The 19,829-nt window shown below is 72.3% G+C and carries 15 protein-coding genes and 1 pseudogene; 7 read left to right on the forward strand and 9 right to left on the reverse strand.

Going from position 1 to position 19,829, the window contains the following annotated elements:
* Positions 1-11: 11 nt before the first annotated feature.
* From accB to ACIBF8_RS09430, 3 genes are read right to left on the reverse strand one after another with little or no spacing between them, the layout of a single operon-like run.
* Entirely contained in the window at positions 12-530 is a 519-nt protein-coding gene (accB, locus tag ACIBF8_RS09420) for an acetyl-CoA carboxylase biotin carboxyl carrier protein (RefSeq protein ID WP_396781917.1), read from the reverse strand.
* Entirely contained in the window at positions 527-2,359 is a 1,833-nt protein-coding gene (locus tag ACIBF8_RS09425) for an acetyl-CoA carboxylase carboxyltransferase subunit alpha (RefSeq protein WP_396781919.1), read from the reverse strand. Before ACIBF8_RS09425 ends, accB begins: the two co-directional genes overlap by 4 nt.
* Positions 2,356-2,694, reverse strand: coding sequence for a TcmI family type II polyketide cyclase (locus ACIBF8_RS09430; protein ID WP_396781920.1), 339 nt, complete (start codon positions 2,692-2,694; stop codon positions 2,356-2,358). Before ACIBF8_RS09430 ends, ACIBF8_RS09425 begins: the two co-directional genes overlap by 4 nt.
* Before the next feature lie 425 nt (positions 2,695-3,119).
* On the opposite strand from ACIBF8_RS09430, the gene ACIBF8_RS09435 reads away from it, so the two are divergent.
* From ACIBF8_RS09435 to ACIBF8_RS09455, 5 genes and pseudogenes are all read left to right on the forward strand, one after another.
* Positions 3,120-3,917, forward strand: a complete 798-nt coding sequence (locus ACIBF8_RS09435; protein ID WP_396781921.1) for a BTAD domain-containing putative transcriptional regulator — start codon at positions 3,120-3,122, stop codon at positions 3,915-3,917.
* Positions 3,918-4,009: 92 nt separating this feature from the next.
* Positions 4,010-4,333: pseudogene (locus ACIBF8_RS09440) on the forward strand (TcmI family type II polyketide cyclase); the annotation flags it as partial.
* A 142-nt stretch (positions 4,334-4,475) separates the two neighbouring features.
* A complete protein-coding gene (locus ACIBF8_RS09445) occupies positions 4,476-5,825 on the forward strand; it encodes an FAD-dependent oxidoreductase (protein WP_396781922.1) in 1,350 nt (449 codons plus the stop codon).
* A gap of 263 nt (positions 5,826-6,088) precedes the next feature.
* On the forward strand, positions 6,089-7,168 hold the full coding sequence (locus ACIBF8_RS09450; protein ID WP_396781923.1) for a hypothetical protein: 1,080 nt from the start codon (positions 6,089-6,091) through the stop codon (positions 7,166-7,168).
* Positions 7,169-7,418: 250 nt separating this feature from the next.
* Positions 7,419-8,627 (forward strand): low temperature requirement protein A, encoded by a 1,209-nt coding sequence (locus ACIBF8_RS09455; protein ID WP_396781924.1) that lies wholly within the window; start codon positions 7,419-7,421, stop codon positions 8,625-8,627.
* Positions 8,628-8,635: 8 nt separating this feature from the next.
* On the opposite strand, the gene ACIBF8_RS09460 is transcribed toward ACIBF8_RS09455, so the two are convergent.
* On the reverse strand, positions 8,636-9,463 hold the full coding sequence (locus ACIBF8_RS09460; RefSeq protein ID WP_396781926.1) for a hypothetical protein: 828 nt from the start codon (positions 9,461-9,463) through the stop codon (positions 8,636-8,638).
* Positions 9,464-9,715: 252 nt separating this feature from the next.
* Between ACIBF8_RS09460 and ACIBF8_RS09465 the strand changes: the two genes are divergently transcribed.
* Both ACIBF8_RS09465 and ACIBF8_RS09470 read left to right on the forward strand, forming a co-directional pair.
* Entirely contained in the window at positions 9,716-9,922 is a 207-nt protein-coding gene (locus tag ACIBF8_RS09465; protein ID WP_007460667.1) for a hypothetical protein, read from the forward strand.
* A 255-nt stretch (positions 9,923-10,177) separates the two neighbouring features.
* Positions 10,178-11,137, forward strand: a complete 960-nt coding sequence (locus ACIBF8_RS09470; RefSeq protein ID WP_396781927.1) for a TIGR03557 family F420-dependent LLM class oxidoreductase — start codon at positions 10,178-10,180, stop codon at positions 11,135-11,137.
* 202 nt (positions 11,138-11,339) lie between these two features.
* Here the strand turns inward: ACIBF8_RS09470 and ACIBF8_RS09475 are convergent, their stop codons facing one another.
* The 5 genes from ACIBF8_RS09475 to ACIBF8_RS09495 form a co-directional block, all read right to left on the reverse strand.
* The gene (locus ACIBF8_RS09475; RefSeq protein WP_396782467.1) at positions 11,340-12,698 is read right to left on the reverse strand and encodes a hypothetical protein; all 1,359 of its coding nucleotides are present in this window, start codon (positions 12,696-12,698) and stop codon (positions 11,340-11,342) included.
* 261 nt (positions 12,699-12,959) lie between these two features.
* On the reverse strand, positions 12,960-15,056 hold the full coding sequence (locus tag ACIBF8_RS09480; RefSeq protein WP_396781929.1) for an amino acid transporter: 2,097 nt from the start codon (positions 15,054-15,056) through the stop codon (positions 12,960-12,962).
* Positions 15,057-15,143: 87 nt separating this feature from the next.
* Entirely contained in the window at positions 15,144-15,545 is a 402-nt protein-coding gene (locus ACIBF8_RS09485) for a hypothetical protein (RefSeq protein ID WP_396781930.1), read from the reverse strand.
* A gap of 373 nt (positions 15,546-15,918) precedes the next feature.
* Positions 15,919-16,689 (reverse strand): DUF5995 family protein, encoded by a 771-nt coding sequence (locus ACIBF8_RS09490; protein WP_396781931.1) that lies wholly within the window; start codon positions 16,687-16,689, stop codon positions 15,919-15,921.
* Positions 16,690-16,828: 139 nt separating this feature from the next.
* The gene (locus tag ACIBF8_RS09495) at positions 16,829-19,729 is read right to left on the reverse strand and encodes an AAA family ATPase (protein WP_396781933.1); all 2,901 of its coding nucleotides are present in this window, start codon (positions 19,727-19,729) and stop codon (positions 16,829-16,831) included.
* Positions 19,730-19,829 lie beyond the last annotated feature (100 nt).

The raw sequence follows: 19,829 nt of genomic DNA on the forward strand, positions 1-19,829 counted from the left end.
ACCCCGCGCCGTCACGCCGGGTCCAGTTCGACGAGCGGCTGGTCGTACTCGACCGGCTGGCCGTCGTCGACGAGGATCGCGGCCACCCGCCCGGCCCGGTCGGCGGTCACCTCGTTCATCAGCTTCATCGCCTCGACGATGGCGACCGGCTGGCCCGGGCGGACCAGGTCACCCACCGCGACGAACGGCCGCGCGCCGGGTTCCGACGCCCGGTAGAAGGTGCCGACGATCGGTGCCCGCACCGCGGCGCGCCCCGGCACCGGCGGCCGGCTCACCGCCGGCGGGGCGGCCGGCGTCGGCGCTGCCTGGGCCGGTACCGCGGGTACGTCCGTGCGGGTCGCGTCGTCGGGGTGCCACTCGACCTCCAGCACCGCCGGGCCGCTGCGCAGCCGGATCCGACGGACCGGCCCGGCCAGCTCGGCGATCAGGTGCTGCGCCTGCCGGCGCAGTCCGGCCAGCGCCTCCTCACCGCCCACCCCGACGTCGTCGGACGCCTCGACGGTCGACACGGCCGCGTCCCCGGCGGTCATCGCCGGCCCGCCGGGACGCCGGCGCGGGTCGCACCGAACCGCCGGAAGCGTTGCCGGCGCAGGCGGACCAGCATGGCGGGCGGCACGTCCAGCAGCGGCAGGAGGTTGGCCAGCAGAGCGGCGCGCAACCGGTGGGCGGTCTCGGCCGGGTCGTCGTGCGCGGCGGTCGACGGCTCCGACACGACCTCGTCGACCACCCCGAGCCGGCACAGGTCCGGTGCGGTCAGTCGCAAGGCGCGGGCGGCCTGCGGCGCCGCGGACCGGTCCGGCCAGAGGATCGCCGCACACCCTTCGGGGCTGATCACCGAGTAGACGGCGTTCTCCAGCATCAGCACCCGGTCGGCAACCGCCAGTGCCAGCGCTCCGCCGCTGCCACCCTCCCCGGTGATCACCGCGAGCACGGGGGTGGGCAGCACGGTGAGGGCGAGGATGTTCTCGGCGATCGCCGCCGCCTGGCCCTGCTCCTCGGCGCTCACCCCGGGATCGGCGCCGGGCGTGTCGACGAGGGTGACCACGGGCAGCCCGAGCCGGGCGGCGAGGCGCATCAGCCGCAGCGCCTTTCGGTGCCCGGCCGGGCTGGCCATGCCGAAGTTACGGGCGACCAACTCCGCGGTGGTGTGCCCCTTCTGGTGGCCGATGACCATCACGTGCCGGCCGGCCAGCTGCGCCACCCCACCCACGATGGCCGGGCAGTCCGCGCCGAGCCGATCGCCGTGCAGCTCCACGAACCCCTCGAAGACAGAGTCGAGGTAGTCCAGTGTGGTGGGTCGTCCGGGGTGCCGCGCCATCCGGACGGTGTCCCACGCGTCGCGTACCGCCGGGGTGTCACCCGCGCCCGCGGCGGCCGCCGGGTCCGCCGTCCGCGGCAGAGCCGCCGAGTCCGCCGTCCGCGGCAGAGCCGCCGAGTCCGCCGTCCGCGGCAGAGCCGCCGAGTCCGCCGTCCGCGGCGGAGCCGCCTCGTCGTCGGCGAGGCGTTCGCGGCGCGGCGCCGGCTCCTGCCGGGGTACGGGCGGACGCGCCGGCCGGGCGGCGCAGGTCGCAGCGAGCAGCGCCGCCAGCCGGGCACGCAACGAGCGGCGCTGCACCACCATGTCGACCTGTCCGTGTCGGAGCAGGAAGTCGGCGGTCTGGAAGCCCTCCGGCAGCGCCCGGCCGGTGATCTGGCGGATCACCCGGGGGCCGGCGAAGCCCATCCGCGCGCCGCTCTCGGCGAGCACCAGGTCGGTGTTGGTGGCGAACGAGGCGGCCACCCCGCCGTAGGTCGGGTCGGTGAGGACGCTCACGGTGAGCAGCCCCGCCTCGCGCAGCGCGGCGATGGCCTGGCTGACGGTGGCCATCTGCATCAACGACAGCGCCCCCTCCTGCATCCGCGCTCCGCCGGAGGCGGTGATCAGGATGAGTGGGGTGCGATCGTCCAGCGCCCGTTCGGCCGCCCGGGTGATCAGTTCGCCCACCGCGCAGCCCAGGCTGCCGCCGAGGAAGCGGAAGTCCATCACCGCCAACGCGACCGGGTGGCCCCCGATGGTGGCCGTGGCGCAGACGACCGCCTCGGCCAGGCCGGTGCTGGCCCGCGCGCCGGTGAGCCGGTGCGGGTACGGCAGCACGTCGACGAAGTCGATCGGGTCCGCCTCCGGCAGCCGGTCGGCCAGCGGGCGCAACGAATTCGGGTCGACCAGTTGGCGCAGGCGTTCCGGCGCGCCAAGTCGGGCATGCTCCCCGCACTCCGGGCAGACATCGAGGTTACGGCGCAACCGTTTGCGGTAGAGCAGGCTGGCGCAGCCCGCGCAGCGGGACCAGAGCTGCTCCTCGCGCGGCGCGGTGGCCGTCACGGCCGCCGCCCGGTGTCCGGGGCGTCGAACCGGTAGAAGCACCGGGCCATGGCGTCGCGCGGCGAGCGCCAGGTCGGCAGGTACGGCGAGACGTACGGGCGCAGGCGGTCGCTGACCCGGATGAACTCGGGGTGGCCACGGGCAGCCTCCACCGCGCCCTCCGCCGGCTGCGACGTCTCCAGCAGGTGCACATAGAGGTCGTGCAGTCGGTACAGCGAGCGGTGCCGGACACCGACCAGGCGCGGCAGCTCCGTCGCGTCCGACTCGGCGAAGATCTCGGCGACCCGCTCCTCGGCGGTCGGATCGACCTTCGCGACGATCAGCGATCGGTCCATACTGGGCCTCCCCCCACGGCGTCCGGCCGGCGACGGGTGGCCCCCGGACGCACTGGACGACTGCCGACACGATGCGCCGACCCTCGTCACGGCGGCGTCACCGTGTCGGACCGGTCAACGATGCCTGGCGGTGACGCTGCGTTGACGCAACCTGTGTATCAGCTATGCGTCCGGTGTGCGCCACCCGATAACGTTTCAGCAGTTCGGAACCGATCTCAGGTTGACTGTCGGCAATAGAAGGTGCACGCTGGCGTTGACTGAAAGTGACCGTGATTGATAATCTTCAGCATGGTCCACCCAGCGGCCTCAGGGGGCAGGGCCGCGCCCGGCCGCGCCGCGATCGGTGGGGTCGACAGTGGCGTCACGGGCAACCGATCCGGGACACAGCAGACAGTCGGGACGAGCGTTCCGCAGGGGGTGCCGCCGTGGCCGCTGATCCGTCCGTGCCGACCGCCGGAGATCCGCCCGAGGAGGGCGTCTCGCTGCACCTGCTCGGTGGATTCCGACTGCTGCGCGAGGCTGTGCCGGTCGTGGTGCCGCGCGGGCTGCAGCGTGTGATCGCGCTGATCGGGCTGCGCCCCGGCGCGACCCGCAGCCAGCTCGCCGGGCTGCTCTGGCCCGACGCCTCGGAGGAGCGGGCGTTGTCCTCACTGCGCACCGCCCTGTGGCGGCTCCGCCAGGACCCGTGCTGCCCGATGACCGTGGCCAGCGACACCGTACGCCTCAGCCCGACGGTCCGGCTCGACGTGGACGACCTGGTCGGCACCGCGGCCCGGGTGCGCGACGGCGACGACCCCCGTACGGCGGCCGGGGCACTGGCCGCCGGGCGGCACGACCTCCTCCCCGGCTGGTACGACGACTGGGTGCTGCTCGACCGGGAGCGTCTGCGCCAACTCCGCCTGCACATGCTGGAACAGGTAGCCGGGCACCACCTGGCCGCGGGTCGGCACGGCGAGGCCCTCGAAGCCGCGCTGGAGGCGATGGCCGCCGAGCCGTTGCGGGAGACGCCACACCGGTTGGTGGTCCGCATCCACCTGGCCGAGGGCAACGCCTTCGAAGCCGTGCACGCCTTCTACGTCTACCGGGACCTGCTGCGCCGCGAACTTCGGCTGGAGCCGAGCCCGGCCATGAGCGCCCTGCTCGACGACACGCTCGCCCCGATCCGCCACGCCAGCCGCGACGCCAACACCGATCGCCCGTCACCGGCCGGTCGGCGTACGTGACGGTGATGTGACAGGCCCTGCGGCACGGTGAGCGCACAGAGCACGTGGCACCGACCCGGGGGGTCGGGCACGGCACCGGCGGAAGGGGCCCCATGAGTCGTCTACTGATCGTCAGCCGGATCATCCCGGGAGCGGAGGGGCGGGTCGCGCAGATCTTCGCCGAATCCGACGCCACCGAGCTTCCCGGCCTGACCGGCGTCACGCACCGATCCCTGTACTGCCTGCACGACCTGTGCGTACACCTGATGGAAACCTCGGACGTCGACCCGGACGCGCTCGCGGCGGCCCGCAACCACCCGCTCTTCCAGCAGGTCAACGAGCGGCTCTCCGCGCATACGTCGCCGTACCTGCCAACCTGGCGCTCGCCCCGGGACGCGATCGCGGGCTGCTTCTACCGGTGGGACGCCACCGACGCGCCCACGGCGCGCCCGGCCAGCACCGACGCGCCCACGGCGCGCCCAGCCAGCACCGACGCGCCCACGGCGCGCCCAGCCAGCACCGACGCGCCCGCACCACGCCCGGCCAGCACCGAGGCCGCCGCGCACCCGGCGGGCTGACATGTCCGCCGCGGCACCGCACGTCCTGATCATCGGCGCCGGCACGGGTGGACTGTGCCTGGCACACGGCCTACGCCGCGCCGGGATCAGCGTCGCCGTCTATGAACGGCACCGCGACCGCGCCGAGGGGCTGCTCGGCTACCGGGTGGGCATCGGCCCGACCGGTAGCCGGGCGCTGCGGGAGTGCCTGCCTCCGGAGTTGTTCGCCACCTTCCTGGCCACCTGTGCCCGGCCGCCGCACTACTTCAACGTGGTCACCCAGGGGCTCCGGCAGACCGCGTCGTTCGCGCTCCGACCGACCGCCGACCCGGTGCGCACGGAGCATTCGGTGGCCCGGATGGTGCTGCGTCAGGTGCTGCTGACCGGCCTGGAGGACGTGGTGCGCTTCGACAGCACCTTCACCCGGTACGAGCAGCGCGACGACGGCACCGTCACCGCGTACTTCGCCGACGGCACCAGCGCCACCGGCGACCTGTTGGTGGCCGCGGACGGCACCCACTCCGCCGTACGACGCCAGTATCTGCCGCACGCCGTCACCCGCGACGCCGGGACGATCAACATCGCCACCCGCATCCCGTTGACCCCGCACACCCGGGGCCTCATCCCGGAGCGGGTCCAGCAGGGCATCTCGCTGATCTTCGGTGTCGGCGGGATGATGGGTGTGCTGCACGTAATGGAGTTCAAGTGGGACGCCGAGCGGGCGATCAAGCCCGGCGTCAGCGCCACCGACGCCGCGCTCCTACGGGACTGGCCCGGCCTGGCCCACGCCACCACCACCGACAACATCAACCTGATCATCTGGAGCGCGGCCCGCCGGTTTCCGGCCGACATCATGGAGCGCCGCGGCGAGGACCTGGTGCAGGTCGCCCTGGACCTCACCCCGAACTGGCACCCCCATCTACGGGAACTGTTCACCCACGCGGACCCGGCCAGCGCGCTACCGATCAAAGTGTCCACGTCCGAGCCGGTGCCACCCTGGAAGAGCAGCACCGTCACCATGCTCGGCGACGCCATCCACACCATGACCCCGGGGCGCGGCGTGGGCGCGAACACCGCGCTGCGTGACGCCCGGCTGCTCTGCGAGCAGCTCACCCGCGCCGCCGCCGGCGACAAGACGCTGCTTCAGGCGGTCGCCGACTACGAGGCTGTGATGGCACCGTACGGCTTCGCCCGGGTTGCCGAATCGTTGAACCGCAGCGGCACCAACGGCGAGGACCGGATGTACCGGCCGGTGGTGGGCCGCCTCGCGTTGCTCGGCGCTCGCGGCTACTTCGGAGTGACCAGCCGGGTACCACGGCTGCGTCGCCGCTTCGTCGACGACTTCCACACCTACGAGGGCGACCGGGACTGAACCGGGCTTCGACCCGACCCGGGCTCGGCGATCCGCGCCGAGCCCGGGTCTCGTCGCGCCGGGGTTTCGGGGGAAATCGCGCGACGCTGTGTCACCCGGCAGGCACCGGCTGAGGTGGCTGGACCACCCGCACCGCCGTCGGCGGATCCTCTCTGTCGTCGGCAATACGCGTGTGCAAAGCTGCGGCGAGTTTTTCTCGTGACTTTTCCAACGAGCTGAGAGGGAGGTTCGCCGTGGCGTGGTCTATCGGACACTCGCTGATAGTGGTACTGGCACTGGTGCTGGGCCTGGCCGCCGGGTGGCTGCTACGCGGCCGGCGGGGGGTACCGGGCAACTCGACAGTGGATGGTGACCCCGTCGCCGGCCTGGCCGTGATCTCCACGCCGACGCCGGCTGCCACCACCGACGAGGCCCGGCCCGCGGCCGCGATCGACCCGGCATCCACCGCCGTCGCCGACGAGCCGGTACCGGTCGACACGGTCAGCGCGCCGGCCGCGCTGAGCGACCCGGACGGCCCCACCCCGGTGCCCGTGCCGGCGGACGACGCCCCGAGCCCCGTCGACCCGGCGGACATGGCACTGACCGAGGACCCGCCGCGCGCACCGGCCGCCGAGCAGTCCGACCCTGCCGAGCTGCGGTCGGAGCCCGCCGCGGGATCGGCCTCCGAGCCGGTCGTCGTCGACGAGCAGCCCGCCCCGGCGGCCGTGGTCGCACCCCGCCAGCCCGCGGACGACCTGCCGTTCACCGACGCGTCCGACGCGACGACGGCCGACGCCACGGCCGATGATGAGCCGGTCGCGACCACCTCGGCCGAGACCGCGCCCATCGACACCACGCCGGCCGACACCACGCCGGTCGATGCCACGCCGGTCGACGGCAGCCCGGCGGACGACGCGGAGACCACGGCGACGACCGCGCTCGACCCGACGTCGACGCAGGAGCCGGTGACCGCCGAGCCAGTGGACGCCGCGGCTGCCACCGCGGAGACCGAACGGCCGGCGACCGCTACGCCTCCGGTGCGGCCGAGCACCGCCGCGACCCCTCCGGTCCGTTCGGCTGCCGACCCGGCGGTCGGCGGCGTCGACGCCGACCTGACGGGACCGGCGGACGACTTCCGCCGGATCCAGGGGATCGGGCCGAAGATGGCGGCCGCGTTGCAGGACGCTGGCGTCCGCACGTACGGTCAGCTCGGCGAGTTGGACGAGCCGGCGCTGCGGGACCTGATCCGGGCCGCCGGCCTGCGCGCCGCACCCGGGCTGGCCAGTTGGCCGCAGCAGGCGCGCGTGCTCGCCGGGGCCGGCGACGAGATGGCCGTCGTGCTGCCGAACGGCAACCAGGTCTGAGGACCGCTGTCGAGCCCCCGGCGGCCGTCCATCGCGACGGCGGGCCGGGGGCTCGGCCGTAGCCGCTCGCCTTTCCGGAAAACCGGGTGTCCACCCCTCCCGGACACCCCGACCTTACGAACCTGAGTCGATCACCTCGGTTGGGGGACGACCGGGGCGAACACCGGGTGCCGCAGCCGACCGATCGTTACCGTCCGTGGAGGTGGACCGGACAGGTCCGACGAGTCGAGCGGTTTCGCAGGAGTTTCCCGTGCACCTCGCCGCGCCGGAGCCCGGGTCTCCCCGAGCCAGCCGCCCGCCGGTGCGGGACCCGGAGGCCCCGCGCCGGGTCACCCTCCTCGAACTGTTCTTCGACCTGGTGTACGTGGTCGCGCTGGCGCTCATCTCGCGGGGCATGGTCGAGCAACTGGACTGGCATCGGGCCGCCGAGGCACTGATCATGTTGGCGGCCGTCTGGTGGACCTGGGCCATCACCACGCTGGTCACCGACATGTACAACCCGGAACGCACCGAGATCAAGCTTCTGATCAGCGCCGTGATGTTCGGCGCGCTGCTGATGACCACGGCGATCCCGGAGGCGTTCAACGACCGGGGGCTCGTCTTCGCCGGCGCGTACGTGGCGATCCACCTCGGGCGTGGCTTGTTCCTGATGCCAGCGGTACGCCGCGAGCCGCAGACCCAACGTCGGGCGGTCCGCATCTTCGTCTGGTTCATGGTGTCGGCGATCCCGTGGCTCATCGGTGCGTTCGTCAGCGGGGACGCCCGGATCGCGTGCTGGGCCATCGCGCTCGTCATCGACTACATCGGCTTTCGGCTCGCGTACCCGGTCCCGGGTCTCGGGGTGGTGCCCGAGCAGCAGCGCAACGTCACGGCGGAGCATCTCTCCGAGCGCTACCAGCAGTTCTTCATCATCGCGCTCGGCGACGCCATCCTGACGATCGGCACCATGTTCAGCGTGGAGCACAACGAGGCCGAGAACATCGGCGCGTTCGCGGTGGCCTTCCTGACCACACTGCTGCTCTGGCGCATCTACGTGCACAAGTCCGGCGAGCTGCTGCCGACCGCCATCAAGGCGGCCGAGTCACCCAGCAAGTTCCTGTTCAGCGCGCCGTACACCCATCTGTTGATGATTGCCGGCGTGGTCACCACGGCGTCCGGTTTCCACCTGGTGCTGCACGAGCCGATGGGGCGGACCCCGCCGGCGTGGCTGGCAGTGATCTTCGGCGGTCCGGCGCTGTTCCTGGCCGGTCGGGCCTCCTTCGAGTACGAGGTGTTCAGTCGGGTGTCGTGGTCCCGGCCCGGCGGTGTGCTGGCGTTGCTGACCATCGCGCCCGGCGCGCTGTACCTGCCGCCGCTGTACGCCTCCCTCGGTGCACTGCTGGTGCTGGCCGGCGTCGCCTACGCGGACTTCCGGCGCAGCCGCGGCAAGCCACCGGAGACCCCCTCCCCGCCGCACTGAACCCACGCTCACACCAGCGCGCCGGCGTACCCCCGGACCCGCAGTCGGTGCCGGGCGCTGCCGGCCAGGCGCACCTGAAGGCCCAGCGGCGCGGCGGCGCGGCGGACGTCGTCCAGGTGCAGCGATCCGTGCCGGTCCACGGTGAGCACCGGTGGTTCTTCGAGGTCACCCTCCGGTGCGTGGAACGAGAGCAGGGTGACCGAGGTGGTGAGATAGCCCGGGTACGCGGCGCGGGCCGCGGCCTCGTCCCGGTGGACGAGCACCACCAGGTCGTCGAGGTGGGCGAAGTCGGCGGCGAGGGCATCCGCCTTCCAGTGCGCCGGTTCCTCCGCTGCACCGGTGAGATGCCGAGACCGGTTCGCCGAGGTGATGTAGAGGTGGTCCGAGCCGGTCTCGGCGAGCGCCCGCTCGAAGAAGGCGTTGGACGGGCAGGTCAGGCCCGGCGCGATCACCTGGGTGGTCCGCAGTCCCTGGTCGACCTGGGTGAGGTGCTCGGGGAGTCGATCCGCCGCCGGCCCGCGGAAGCCGAACGGCCCGGCCCCGTAGAGGGCGTCCATCAGCGCCCGCACCCGACCGACCGGCAACCGCGGCGAGATCCGCGTCCAGTCGAACATGCCCGGGATCCGGCCGATCGCGGTGGTGATGCTGCCGACCTGGTGGACCGGTCGGCCCTTGGCCAGGTTGACCCGGCGTACGGTGGCCGCGTCGGGGCTCGTGACGATGACGTAGAAGTTGGCGAACGCCGCCGCGACGATCGCGCCGCCCGCCAGCGCGCGGGCCGCGACCGCGACGTCCTCGGGGCGGTCGATGTACAGGGGCGGTGTCGGGGCGTCCATGAGTCCTCCTCGGCGGGGCCGTGAGGCAGTTCTACGTCCACTGACCCGTGCCACGGCGAGGTCGGTCGTCGATCCGATAGCCGACCCGCGCTACCCGGTGCGGGCGGCGGATGCCCGGGCGGTACGCAACGGCGGACCGCATCGGCCGGACGGTGGATCCAGAGGGGGCCCTAGCACGCCACCGTTAGCCGCGCGACCCGATTGGGTACAACGCCTGCACCTCAGATCCACCACATACCCCAGGAGGCAGCGATGCGCGGCACCTCGATTCTCGGAGTCATCGTCGTGATCTGGTTGGTGATCGGCGCCATCGCCGGTGGCCAACGCGGTTACTACAGCGGCGACGACACCAACTGCGCCGAGGCCGGCACCATCCTGGTCACCATCGTGGCCGGGCCGCTCAACTACATCGGCGCCAACCCGAAGGTCGACTGCAAGCTGCCCGAGCCTTCCAAGTAGGACCACAGACGCCGACCGGCCCGTGCCCCCTCGTCGGGGCACGGGCCGGCGCGGTTCGGCGGGCCGCTCAGCACCTTCTCGGTGATCCCCGGAAGCAGCCGATGGTCCGCGGGTGGAAGGCATCTCCGGCGTCGCCCACCGCACACCCCGTAGGGCGTCCTAGGAGGCTGGTTTGCGGGGTGTGGCGGCGTTTGTCGCTGCCGAGGCCGGGAACCGACCCGGCGTCAGCCGGCGGACGGACATCGGGGAGCGCGCATGCAGATCGGCTACAAGCTGGCCTCGGAGGGGTACGGCCCGCAGGAGATCATCCGGCAGGCCGTCAACGCCGAGCAGGCCGGCTTCGACTTCGTCGAGATGAGCGACCACTTCCACCCCTGGCTGGACGCCCAGGGCCACTCGTCCTTCACCTGGAGCGTGCTCGGCGCCATCGCGGCCAAGACCACCACCCTGCGCCTGGCCACCGGCGTCACCTGCCCGACCGTCCGGTACCACCCGGCGATCATCGCGCAGGCCGCGGCGACCATGGCACTGATCTCCGACGGCCGGTTCACCCTCGGAGTGGGCGCCGGCGAACGACTCAACGAGCACGTCGTCGGGCAGGGCTTTCCCAGCGTGCGGGGCCGCCACGAGCGACTACGCGAGGCGCTGGAGATCATCCGGCTGCTCTGGCAGGGCGGCTACCAGTCGTACGAGGGTCGGCACCTGCAACTGGAGGACGCGCGCGTCTTCGACCTGCCGGACACCCCACCCGTGATCGCGGTGGCGGCCAGCGGTGAGGCGTCCGCCCGGCTCGCCGCCGAGTTGGGCGACGGCCTGTTCGCCACCGATCCGGACGCGTCGATCGTCGAGCACTATCGACGGGCGAAGGGTGCGGGTCCGCGTTACGCCGAGGTGCCGCTGGCCTGGGCCACCGACGAGCACCAGGCGGTGCAGGCCGTGTTGCAGACGAGCCGGTGGATGGTCACCGGCTGGAAGGTGATGAGCGAGTTGCCGAACCCGGTCAACTTCGACGCGGCCAGCGCGTACGTCGAGGAGAAGCACATCCGGCAACTCTTCGCCGTCGGCCCCGACCCGGAGCCGCACGTGGCCAAGGTCCGGTCGTACGTCGAGGCCGGCTTCGACCACATCGTCCTGCAGAACGCCGGCCCCGACCCGGACGGCTTCCTCGACTTCTTCGCCAGCGACCTCGCCGACCGCCTCCGCGCGGTGGGCTGATGGCGCATCATCCGCTCGCCGACGGGCAGGCCAGGAGGCTGGGTTGGAGCATTCGCCGTCGCGCCATCACCCGCATGGCCGTCAGCTACACCCAGGGATACAGCCGGAGCACCCGGCCCACCGGCGATCGGTTGATCGCTCCTGCGGGTCGGGTGCGTCCCGGAACGGCGCCGGCCACCTGGCGGGCCACCTTACTGACGGGTCAGCGGAAACAGTTGGGAACCGGTGCAGTGCTGTCCAGGCAGTTGCTGGGCTCGTTGCCGCTGATATCGGTCTCGTCATCGACCTTGGCTTGGGCCTTGTCCACGAAGAGGCCGCCCGGTCGCACATTGGAGACATTGTCGGCCACCCGGCTCTTGAACAGCGAGATCTGGCCCATGGTGACGAAGATGCCGCCCGCCTTCCTGTCGGCGTCGTTGCGGCTGACTTCGCTACGGCGCACCAGCAGGTTGGACTTCTCGGAGTAGATCCCACCACCGTCGCCTTCGGACGTGTTGTGCGTGATGGTGCTCTCGTCGAGCGGAAGCAGACCCTGGAAGGTGGAGATGCCGCCGCCCTTGACCGTGGCGGTGTTGTCGCGAATCGTCATGCCCCGCAGGTAGAGCACCGCGTCCGAGTTGGCGATACCCCCGCCGACCTCGGCGGTGTTGCCGATCACCCGGACGTCCGAGACCTTGCTGCGCGCCGAGAAGCTGGCGAGGCCCCCGCCCTGCGCCGCCTTGTTGTCGGCGAACGTGCTTCGGCGGACCTCGGCCGCCCCCCGGTAGTTGCCGAGCCCACCGCCGTAGCTGGCGGCGGTGTTCTCGAAGAACTTCGACTTGTCCAGGGTGAGCACGCCACCGTTGAGCAGGCCCCCGCCCTTGCCCTCCTTGCCGATGGCCCGGTTGCCGACGAAGGTGCTGTCGCTGATCACCATGTTGCCGTCGTTGAAGATACCGCCACCGCCACCCTCGGCGGAGCGGGAGGTGCTTCCGATGATCGTCGTGCGCCGCACGGCGGCGGCGGCGCCATGGACCACGTGGATGCTGCCCCCCTCGGCTGCGGAGCGCCCGTTCTTGAGGACGACGTCACTCAGGTCCAGCTCACCACCGTCGCGGACGGTGAAGAACCGGAACTCGTCGGCGTTCGGGGCGCGCCTGATGGTGGCGCCCTCCCCGCGGATGGTGATGGGGTGGTAGATGACGGGCAGGCCCGCTTTGTCGTCCTTCGGATCGCGCGGGGGCGTTTCGGCGTCCCCGGGGTTCTCGGCGGTGTCGGCAGCCTCGCGGGCGTCCCGGATGCCGCCGTCGTAATCGTCGGGTTGCTGAAAGGCCTCGGTGAGGGTGTAGGTGCACTTGCGCGCGAGGCGAAGCTCGCCGCCACCCTCGGCGTTGGCACGGACGAGCGCCGCGATGAGTCGGTCCGAGTCGCAGGGCACCGTCACCCGGTCGGATGCCACGGCCGCCACGCCGGTCAGACCCGTCGTCGCCACCATGCCACCAGCCAGCAGACCACTGGTTAAGAACCACCGGCACCGCCGCCTGGGCCGCGCTGGGCGCCGACTCGCTCGGTACGTGAACATAGAACTCCCCTGCCCCTCGTGCATCTGAACACGGCCGCGCCGAAACAGGCGCGGGGTGGCTAACGTCCCTAGCGCCACCGAAAATGACGATACGGCGGTCAAATGCGACAAGGCAGGCGAACGTGAATAACTTTGCCATTCTGCGTGGGCACCCCATCCGCCGCCGACCGGCGCAGCAGGATCGAATGCCTACGAAACACCGACTCGAAGCCGCTCCAGTGCCAGGGGCCGGCCCCAAGGCGGCCACGTCGGGCGCCGGGCTCACCCGCCGACGTGGATGCCGGGCCGACGCAGCGGGTCCGGTTCGGTCCGGCGGATGATCTCCCGCACCACCGGTGGGGTGTCTCCCCGACCCAGGATGAGGTAGCGCGCCAGGTGCGCGATCGGGCTCCCCTCCGACCACTCGAAATGCGCGTGCGGCCGGACCCCGGTGGCGTCCCGCAGGGCCAGCAGGATCGCGGCGATCGCGTTGGGCGCGGCCGGACTGTTGGCCCGCAGCACCCGGAAGCCGCCGACCTCGATCCCGTGTACGCGCAACACCTGACTGAACTCCGACGGGTCGATTACATCGATCTCCAGGAACAGCACGTCCGCGGCACCAGGCACCGGGTTCATGCCGCGCTGCGCCCGCTCCTTGATCGTGTACTCCTTCACCGAACCCTTCTGCCGCTTGTTCGCGATCAGGTGCAGCTGCCCGTCGTGCGCCAGCGACTCGGTGATGAACCGACGGGCCGGCTCGTCGAACTCGATCCGCTCGGCGCGCAACTCGGTGGTCCGGGTGACCCGGGAGACCAACGAGACCACGATGATGCCGAGAATGAACAAGGCGGAGATCGTGATCCCGTCCGGCTGTTCGATGACGTTCTCCACCAGCGCGTACAGCAGCACCAGCGTCAGCACGGTGAAGCCGATCGCCGAGGCACGCCGGTGGCGACGGATCGCGGAGATCGTCACCGCCACCGCACCGGAGGCCATCATCGCCAGGATCCCGGTGGCGTACGCCCCGGCCTGGGCGTTGACGTCGGCCCGGAAGGCGATCGTGATGGCGACGCTGACGACGGTGTAGACGATCACCACCGGGCGCACCGCCCGCGCCCACTCCGGCGCCATCCCGTACGAGGGCAGGTAGCGCGGCACGATGTTGATCAGCCCGGCCATCGCCGAGGCACCGGCGAACCAGAGGATGAACACACTGCTCACGTCGTAGACGGTGCCGAACACCTCACCCAGGTAGGTGTGCGCCAAGAACGCCAGCGCGCGCCCGTTCGCGGCGCCGCCCGGCCGGAACTCCTCGGCAGGGATGAGCGCCGTCGTCACGAAGGTCGTCGAGATCAGGTACACCGACATGATCAACGCGGCGGTGGTGAGCAGCCGACGAGTGTTGCGGATCCGGGCGGCGAGCCGGGCCTGCTGGTCCGGACCGTCGGCCGCGACCAGGGGCATCATGCTGACGCCGGTCTCGAAACCGGACAGGCCCAGCACCAGCAACGGGAACGCCAGCACGGCGGTGAACAGCACATGGCCCGGTCCGCCGCCGGCCGTGGTCAGCGCGGCCGTCCAGTCCGACACGATGCCGGGGTCGCCGGCGATCCGGGCGATCGCGACCACCACGATCACCGCGTTGAGCACCAGGAAGACCGCGACCAGCGGGATGGCGACCACCACCGCCTCGCGGAAGCCCAACAGGAACACCCCGCCGAGGACGAGCAGCAGCACCACCGTGACCACGACCGGCACCAGGGGCCCGTGCAGGGTGTCCGGCAGGTACGGGTTCTCCAACAGGTGCACGGTGGCGTCGGCCGAGGAGAGCGTGATCGTGATGATCCAGGAGGTGGCCACGAAGCCGAGCAGCACGAGAACGAAGATCTTGCCCCGCCAGAACGGCAGCAGCCGCTCCAGCATCGCCACCGAACCCTGACCGTGCGGGCTCTCGTGGGCCACCCGCCGGTACATCGGCAGCATGCCGAACAGGGTGAGCACGACGATCAACAGCGTCGCCAGCGGCGAGAGCGCACCGGCCGCCACCGCCGCGATGCCCGGCAGGTACGACAGCGTGGAGAAGTAGTCCACGCCGGTCAGGCACATCACCTGCCACCAGGCGTGCCGACGGTTCTGCCCCTCGGTCGCCTCGGGACCGGGTGGCTGCACCTGGTGTTGGAACAGCCACCGGCGCAGCGGGCTGGTGGGCGGCGCCGACTGGCCCGCGGTGGCCACCCGTTCGGGCACCACCACGCCCTGCCGGCCGCCCCGGTGCGGGCGGGCCGGATCGCGGGCGGCCCGCAGCGCCGGGTCCGGCCCGGTCGGCGCGTGGCGGCGTCCGTTCCAGCGTCGTGGTTTCGCCCGGTGCTCGTCACCCATCGCCAGTCCCACCCTCACAGGTCCTGATCCGACGGTAGGCGGTCCCCCGGCACCCGGTCGGGCGAACCGGGCACCTGATCGGCCTGGTCAGGACAGGTCCGGGACGGCGAGCAGTCGGGCCAGCGCGGGTGGGTCGGCGACGGTCACCGTGGCCGCCGGGTGCCGCGGCCGCCCCCCGGGCACCAGTGCCGGCACCGGTACCCGGAAGCGAAGGCAGATCCCGCCGGCCGCGCTGCTGCCGAAGGTCGCACCACCATCGGCCATCGACAGGTGCGGCCCGATCGCCCGCCACCAGCGGTACGGCCCGCTCAGCTCGACGGCGGAGACGTTGTCCCGGTCGGTCCGCAACCGCCACGGCCCGTACCGGATCATCAGATCCCGTTCGGTGACGGCGACCCAGGCCGTCGCCGGGCGGACTCCCAGCAGCGCCAGCAACGGGCGGAACACCGGATCGAAGCGGAACGGAAATCGCGTGGCGAGGCCGGTCATCGGGCACCCGGCCGGGCGGTGGGCCGTGACACCGGGCCACCCGGCCGCAACGGGCCGGGCCGCGCGGGCCGGGGGCGGGCGGCGGGCCGGCGCCGAGCCAGGACGGTCATGGCGCGGGCGTACCCGATCCGAGCCCGCCGACACCTCCGGATCCGCACACCGTCGACGCGGCCGGGCCGAACGCTCCCCCACCGCCGGCCGGCACCCCCCGGGCCGGCCGACGGTGGCAGACGGTCGACACCCCCCGGGCCGACCGGCTGTCCGCCGCGCGGCCGACCGAACCTCGGGCGGGCACGCGGGGTGGGGCTGGTGGAACGCGCCCCCGCGCTCCGCCGCCCCCCACGGGGCGGAGCGCGGGGACCCCCCGTCCCGACTACTGCAGGAACGCCCCGAGGGGCGAGAGCAGCAGCCGGCCGAGCGCAGCGGCGTTGTCGTCCAACCGCGTGCGCTCACACTCACGGGCGTCCGGGTCGTGCCGGCACCGCCAGATCTTCTGCGCGTTGCGCCAGGCGACATCGCGGGTGTACTCGACCAGTTCCCCCTGGTACCAGTCGTCGATGTCACCGTTGAGCATGTCGATGAGCAGCTGCCACCGCTCCAGATAGCCGCGGCGCAGGCCGGGGATCTTGTCCGCGAAGATGTTGTTGATCTCGAGGTAGTCGTGGTGCTGGTCGCTGCCGTCGACCGGCTCGGACTCCAGGTGGTCGAACGTGGTCACCAGGGCGAACGGCAGGTCGAAGTTGATGTGCGCGTTGACCCCGGCCGCCGCCGAGGGCAGCGGGCGGGCGTCCGGTCCGCGCATCCGCTCGAAGAGGCACGACCACGCCTTCGGGGTGCCCGGGCTGGAGTCGGTCCACAGACGCATGGCGTCGAAATACCGGGCGGCGAACTCGACGTCGAGCCGGGAGAGGAAGACCGGGTCGATGAAGCGGTCGTCGTACAGCCCGTCCAGCACGCTGCTGGTGATGGTCAGGTAGAGCTTGTTGAAGTCGGCAAGCGGGCAACTCGCCTCCAACGGAGGCAGCCGAACCAGCATGTCCTGGAGTTTGGTCAGGTGATCGACCACGGCCGGCACGTCCGCAGGATGGTCGGCGAGCAGGTCGACGATGTCCCGCTGCACGGGCCCCCAGACGGGTTCGGTCATCTCTCCTCCATGGTGGTCGGCGGCATCCCCGTGCCGTCGTCGACGCGGCCCAGCCTCTCAGCCGACACCCGCCCGCCGGATCAGTAGAACGACGTATCCCGGCGCGCACACGAGCGCCGGGATACGTCGGAGTGGTCAGTCAGCCCCGTTGGTTGCGCAACTGGATGGCGCTGGCCTGCACGCGGGTCCGGACCTGGAGCTTGTCGAAGATGTGCGACACGTGCACACCGATGGTCCGCTCGCTGATGAACAGCCGTTGCCCGATCTCCTTGTTGGTCAACCCCTCCGCGACCAGCGCAAGGACTTCCCGCTCCCGTGCGGTGAGCGCGGCCAACTCGTCGTCGGACGCCTCGGCGGGTACGCCCCGAGTGCCGCCGGTGGTGGTGCCGTGATCGTCCAGCGACACCCGGGCTCGCCCGGCCAACTCGCGGATCTCCGAGGTCAACGGCACCGCGCCCAACCCCTGCGCCACCCGGTACGCCTCCCGCAACAGCTTGCCGGCGGTGGCCACCCGGCTGCGGCGAGCCAGCAGCGCCTCGGCCTGCCGCAGGCGCGAGTAGGCCGCGGGGTAGGGGTGATGGCGGCGATCCCACTCGGCGACCGACACCGCCCACAGCTCCGGGTCGCTGCCGTCGAGGCGGCTCACCTCGGCCGCGCACAGGGCCAGGAAGCCCTCCACCACCGAGCGCACCGGCCGGGCAGCCCCGGCACTCTTGCGCGCCACCCGTTCGGCCACGTCGCGCAGCCGGCGTACCGCCGTCGGGTCCACCTCGATGGTGCGGCTGGCGTGCGCCTCCGCCTCGGCGCGCAGACCGTGCCAGACCAACGCGGACAGGATCATCACGTCGTCGGAGCGGCTCTCGGTGAGGCCGCGCTGCACCGCCAGCCGCGCCACGTCGTGCCGGCCCTCCCACATGGCCAGCCCGGAGCGCAGGGTGAGCAGCGGAATGACGTGACGCGCCCCGCCACCGGCGAGCAGGGTCGCCACCGCGTCGAGGTCGCGACTGGCGGCCTCGATGTCGCCGTAGCCCACCGACAGCCGGCACCGGGCGAGCAGCAGCTCCACGGCGTCCGCACCGGACGGTCGGTGCCGCAGGGCCGCCGCCACCACCTTTTCCGCCTCGGCCCACTGGCCCACCCGGAACAACCCGTTGATGGCGATGGCCAGCAGTCGGGTGCCCCAGGTGCGACCCAGCCCCAGCTCGGCCACCCGCTCGGCGCCGCGGCGGGCCACCACCACGCCCTCTTCGAGGATGTTCAGTGGTCCGGTCAGCAGCTCCGCCAGGTGCAGGTACGCGCACGCCACGTCCTCGGGCTGGCCGGCGCGCTCGGCGGTGTCGAGGGCGTCGCGCATGACCGCCAGACCGGCGTCCGGGTCCTCCAGACAGGCGTCGCTGAAGCCCAGCGCCGAGCTGGCCAGCACGACCTCGGTGACCGAGCCCTCCACGTTCTCGGCCAGCGCCAACGCCTCTCGGGCCCGCTCGCCGGCGTCGGCGTAGCGGCCCAGGTGCAGCAGCAGCTCGGCCAGGCGGGCGGCGGCGGTCGCCCGGTCCCGTGCGGAGCAGTCCTCAGCCTTCAGCGCCCGCTGGTACTCCTCCTCGGCCAGTGCGGAGCGACCGGCGGCGGCCAGGTAACGGGCGCGGCGGATGTGCAGCGCGCAGCTCGGCTCACCACCACGCAGCGCGGCGATCTCCTCCAGCAGGGCCAGCGCCCGGGCGTGCTCCCCACAGTGGTGCGCCGCCTCGGCGGCGTTCTCGAGCAACTCGACCCGGTCCACCGTCAGCGGGCCCGGGTCGGCGGCCAACTGCAGCGCCGCCGACCAGTGCCGGTGCGCCTCGGCGTAGCCGTGCAGCCGTTCGGCCTCCTGGGCGGCGGCCACCGCCGCCGGCAGGGCACGCGCCGGCTCGCCGGCCAGCCGCCAGTGGTGGGCCAGCCGGGCCTGGTGCAGCTCACCCGGCACCGCGGTCAACGCCTCGGCGTAGCGGCGGTGCAGCCCGGAGCGTTCAGCCGGCAGCAGCTCGTGCGCCAGCACCTCGGCGACGAGGCGGTGCCGCAGCCGGTAGCCGTCGTCGGCGCCGACCAGCAGCCGGTGCGCCACCGCGGCCCGGGCCGCAGCGATCAGCTCGTCCTCCGGCATGCGCAACACCTGGGCCAGCAGCCAGTGCTGCACCGGCTCGACGCCGGCGGCAACCGCGTGCACCACGGCGTGCGCGTGCTGGGGCAGCGCGTCGACCCGGTCGAGGAAGATCTCCCGCAGCGTCTCGGACAGCCCGTCGCGGCCGTCGCGCACGTCCCGGGCCAGCTCCTCGATGACGAACGGGTTGCCACCGCTGCGCTGCCACACCTGCTCGGCCGCGTCGGCGGTCAGCGTCCGGCCGACCACCGCGGCGGCGAGCTTCTCGGTGGCGGCCCGATCCAGTGGCGCCAGGTCGAGCACCCGCACGGTGCGTAGCCGACGCAGCTCGGTGAGCACCCGGCGCAGCGGGTGTGCGCCCTGCAACGACTCGGCACGTACCGCGGCCAGCACCGACAGTTGCAGGTCACCCAGGCCGGCGAGCAGGTAGAGCAACAGCTGCCGGGTGCTGCGGTCGACCCACTGGAGGTCGTCGAGGATCAGCACCAACGGGCGGCCCTCGGCGATCAGGTGCAGGCCACGCGAGACCCGCTCCAGCAGCGCGCCCGCGCCGTCCGGGCCGGCGGTCTCGTCGGCGAACATCTGCAACAGCCCCCGCACCGCCGAGGAGGTGCGGGCGTGCGTGGTCGACACCTCGGTGTCGAACCGGCGCAGCGCCTGCAACAGCGGGTGCAGCGGAGAAGCGTCGCCGATGTCGAGGCAGCTGCCGGTGAGCACCACGGCACCCTGCTCCCGCAGGCGGTCGCCGATCTCGCCCAACAGCCGGGTCTTTCCCACACCGCTCTCACCGGTCAGGAAGACCGCTGCGGTCTGCCCGTGCGCGGCGTCACCGAGCAACGCGGACCGAACCGTCTGCACCAGCTCGGCCCGGCCCACGAGCGGTGCGGTGTCCACATCGCTGGCCATGCCCCGCAGCCTAATCACAGGGCCCCACACCGTTCTACGGCCGCCTGCCGCTTGTGGTACTCCTCGCGTCGACTTTGCGACTAAAGGTTGCAGGTGGCCG

Origin of the sequence: Micromonospora sp. NPDC050276 (genome assembly GCF_044459545.1) — a bacterium.
Taxonomy (GTDB): Bacteria; Actinomycetota; Actinomycetes; order Mycobacteriales; family Micromonosporaceae; genus Micromonospora.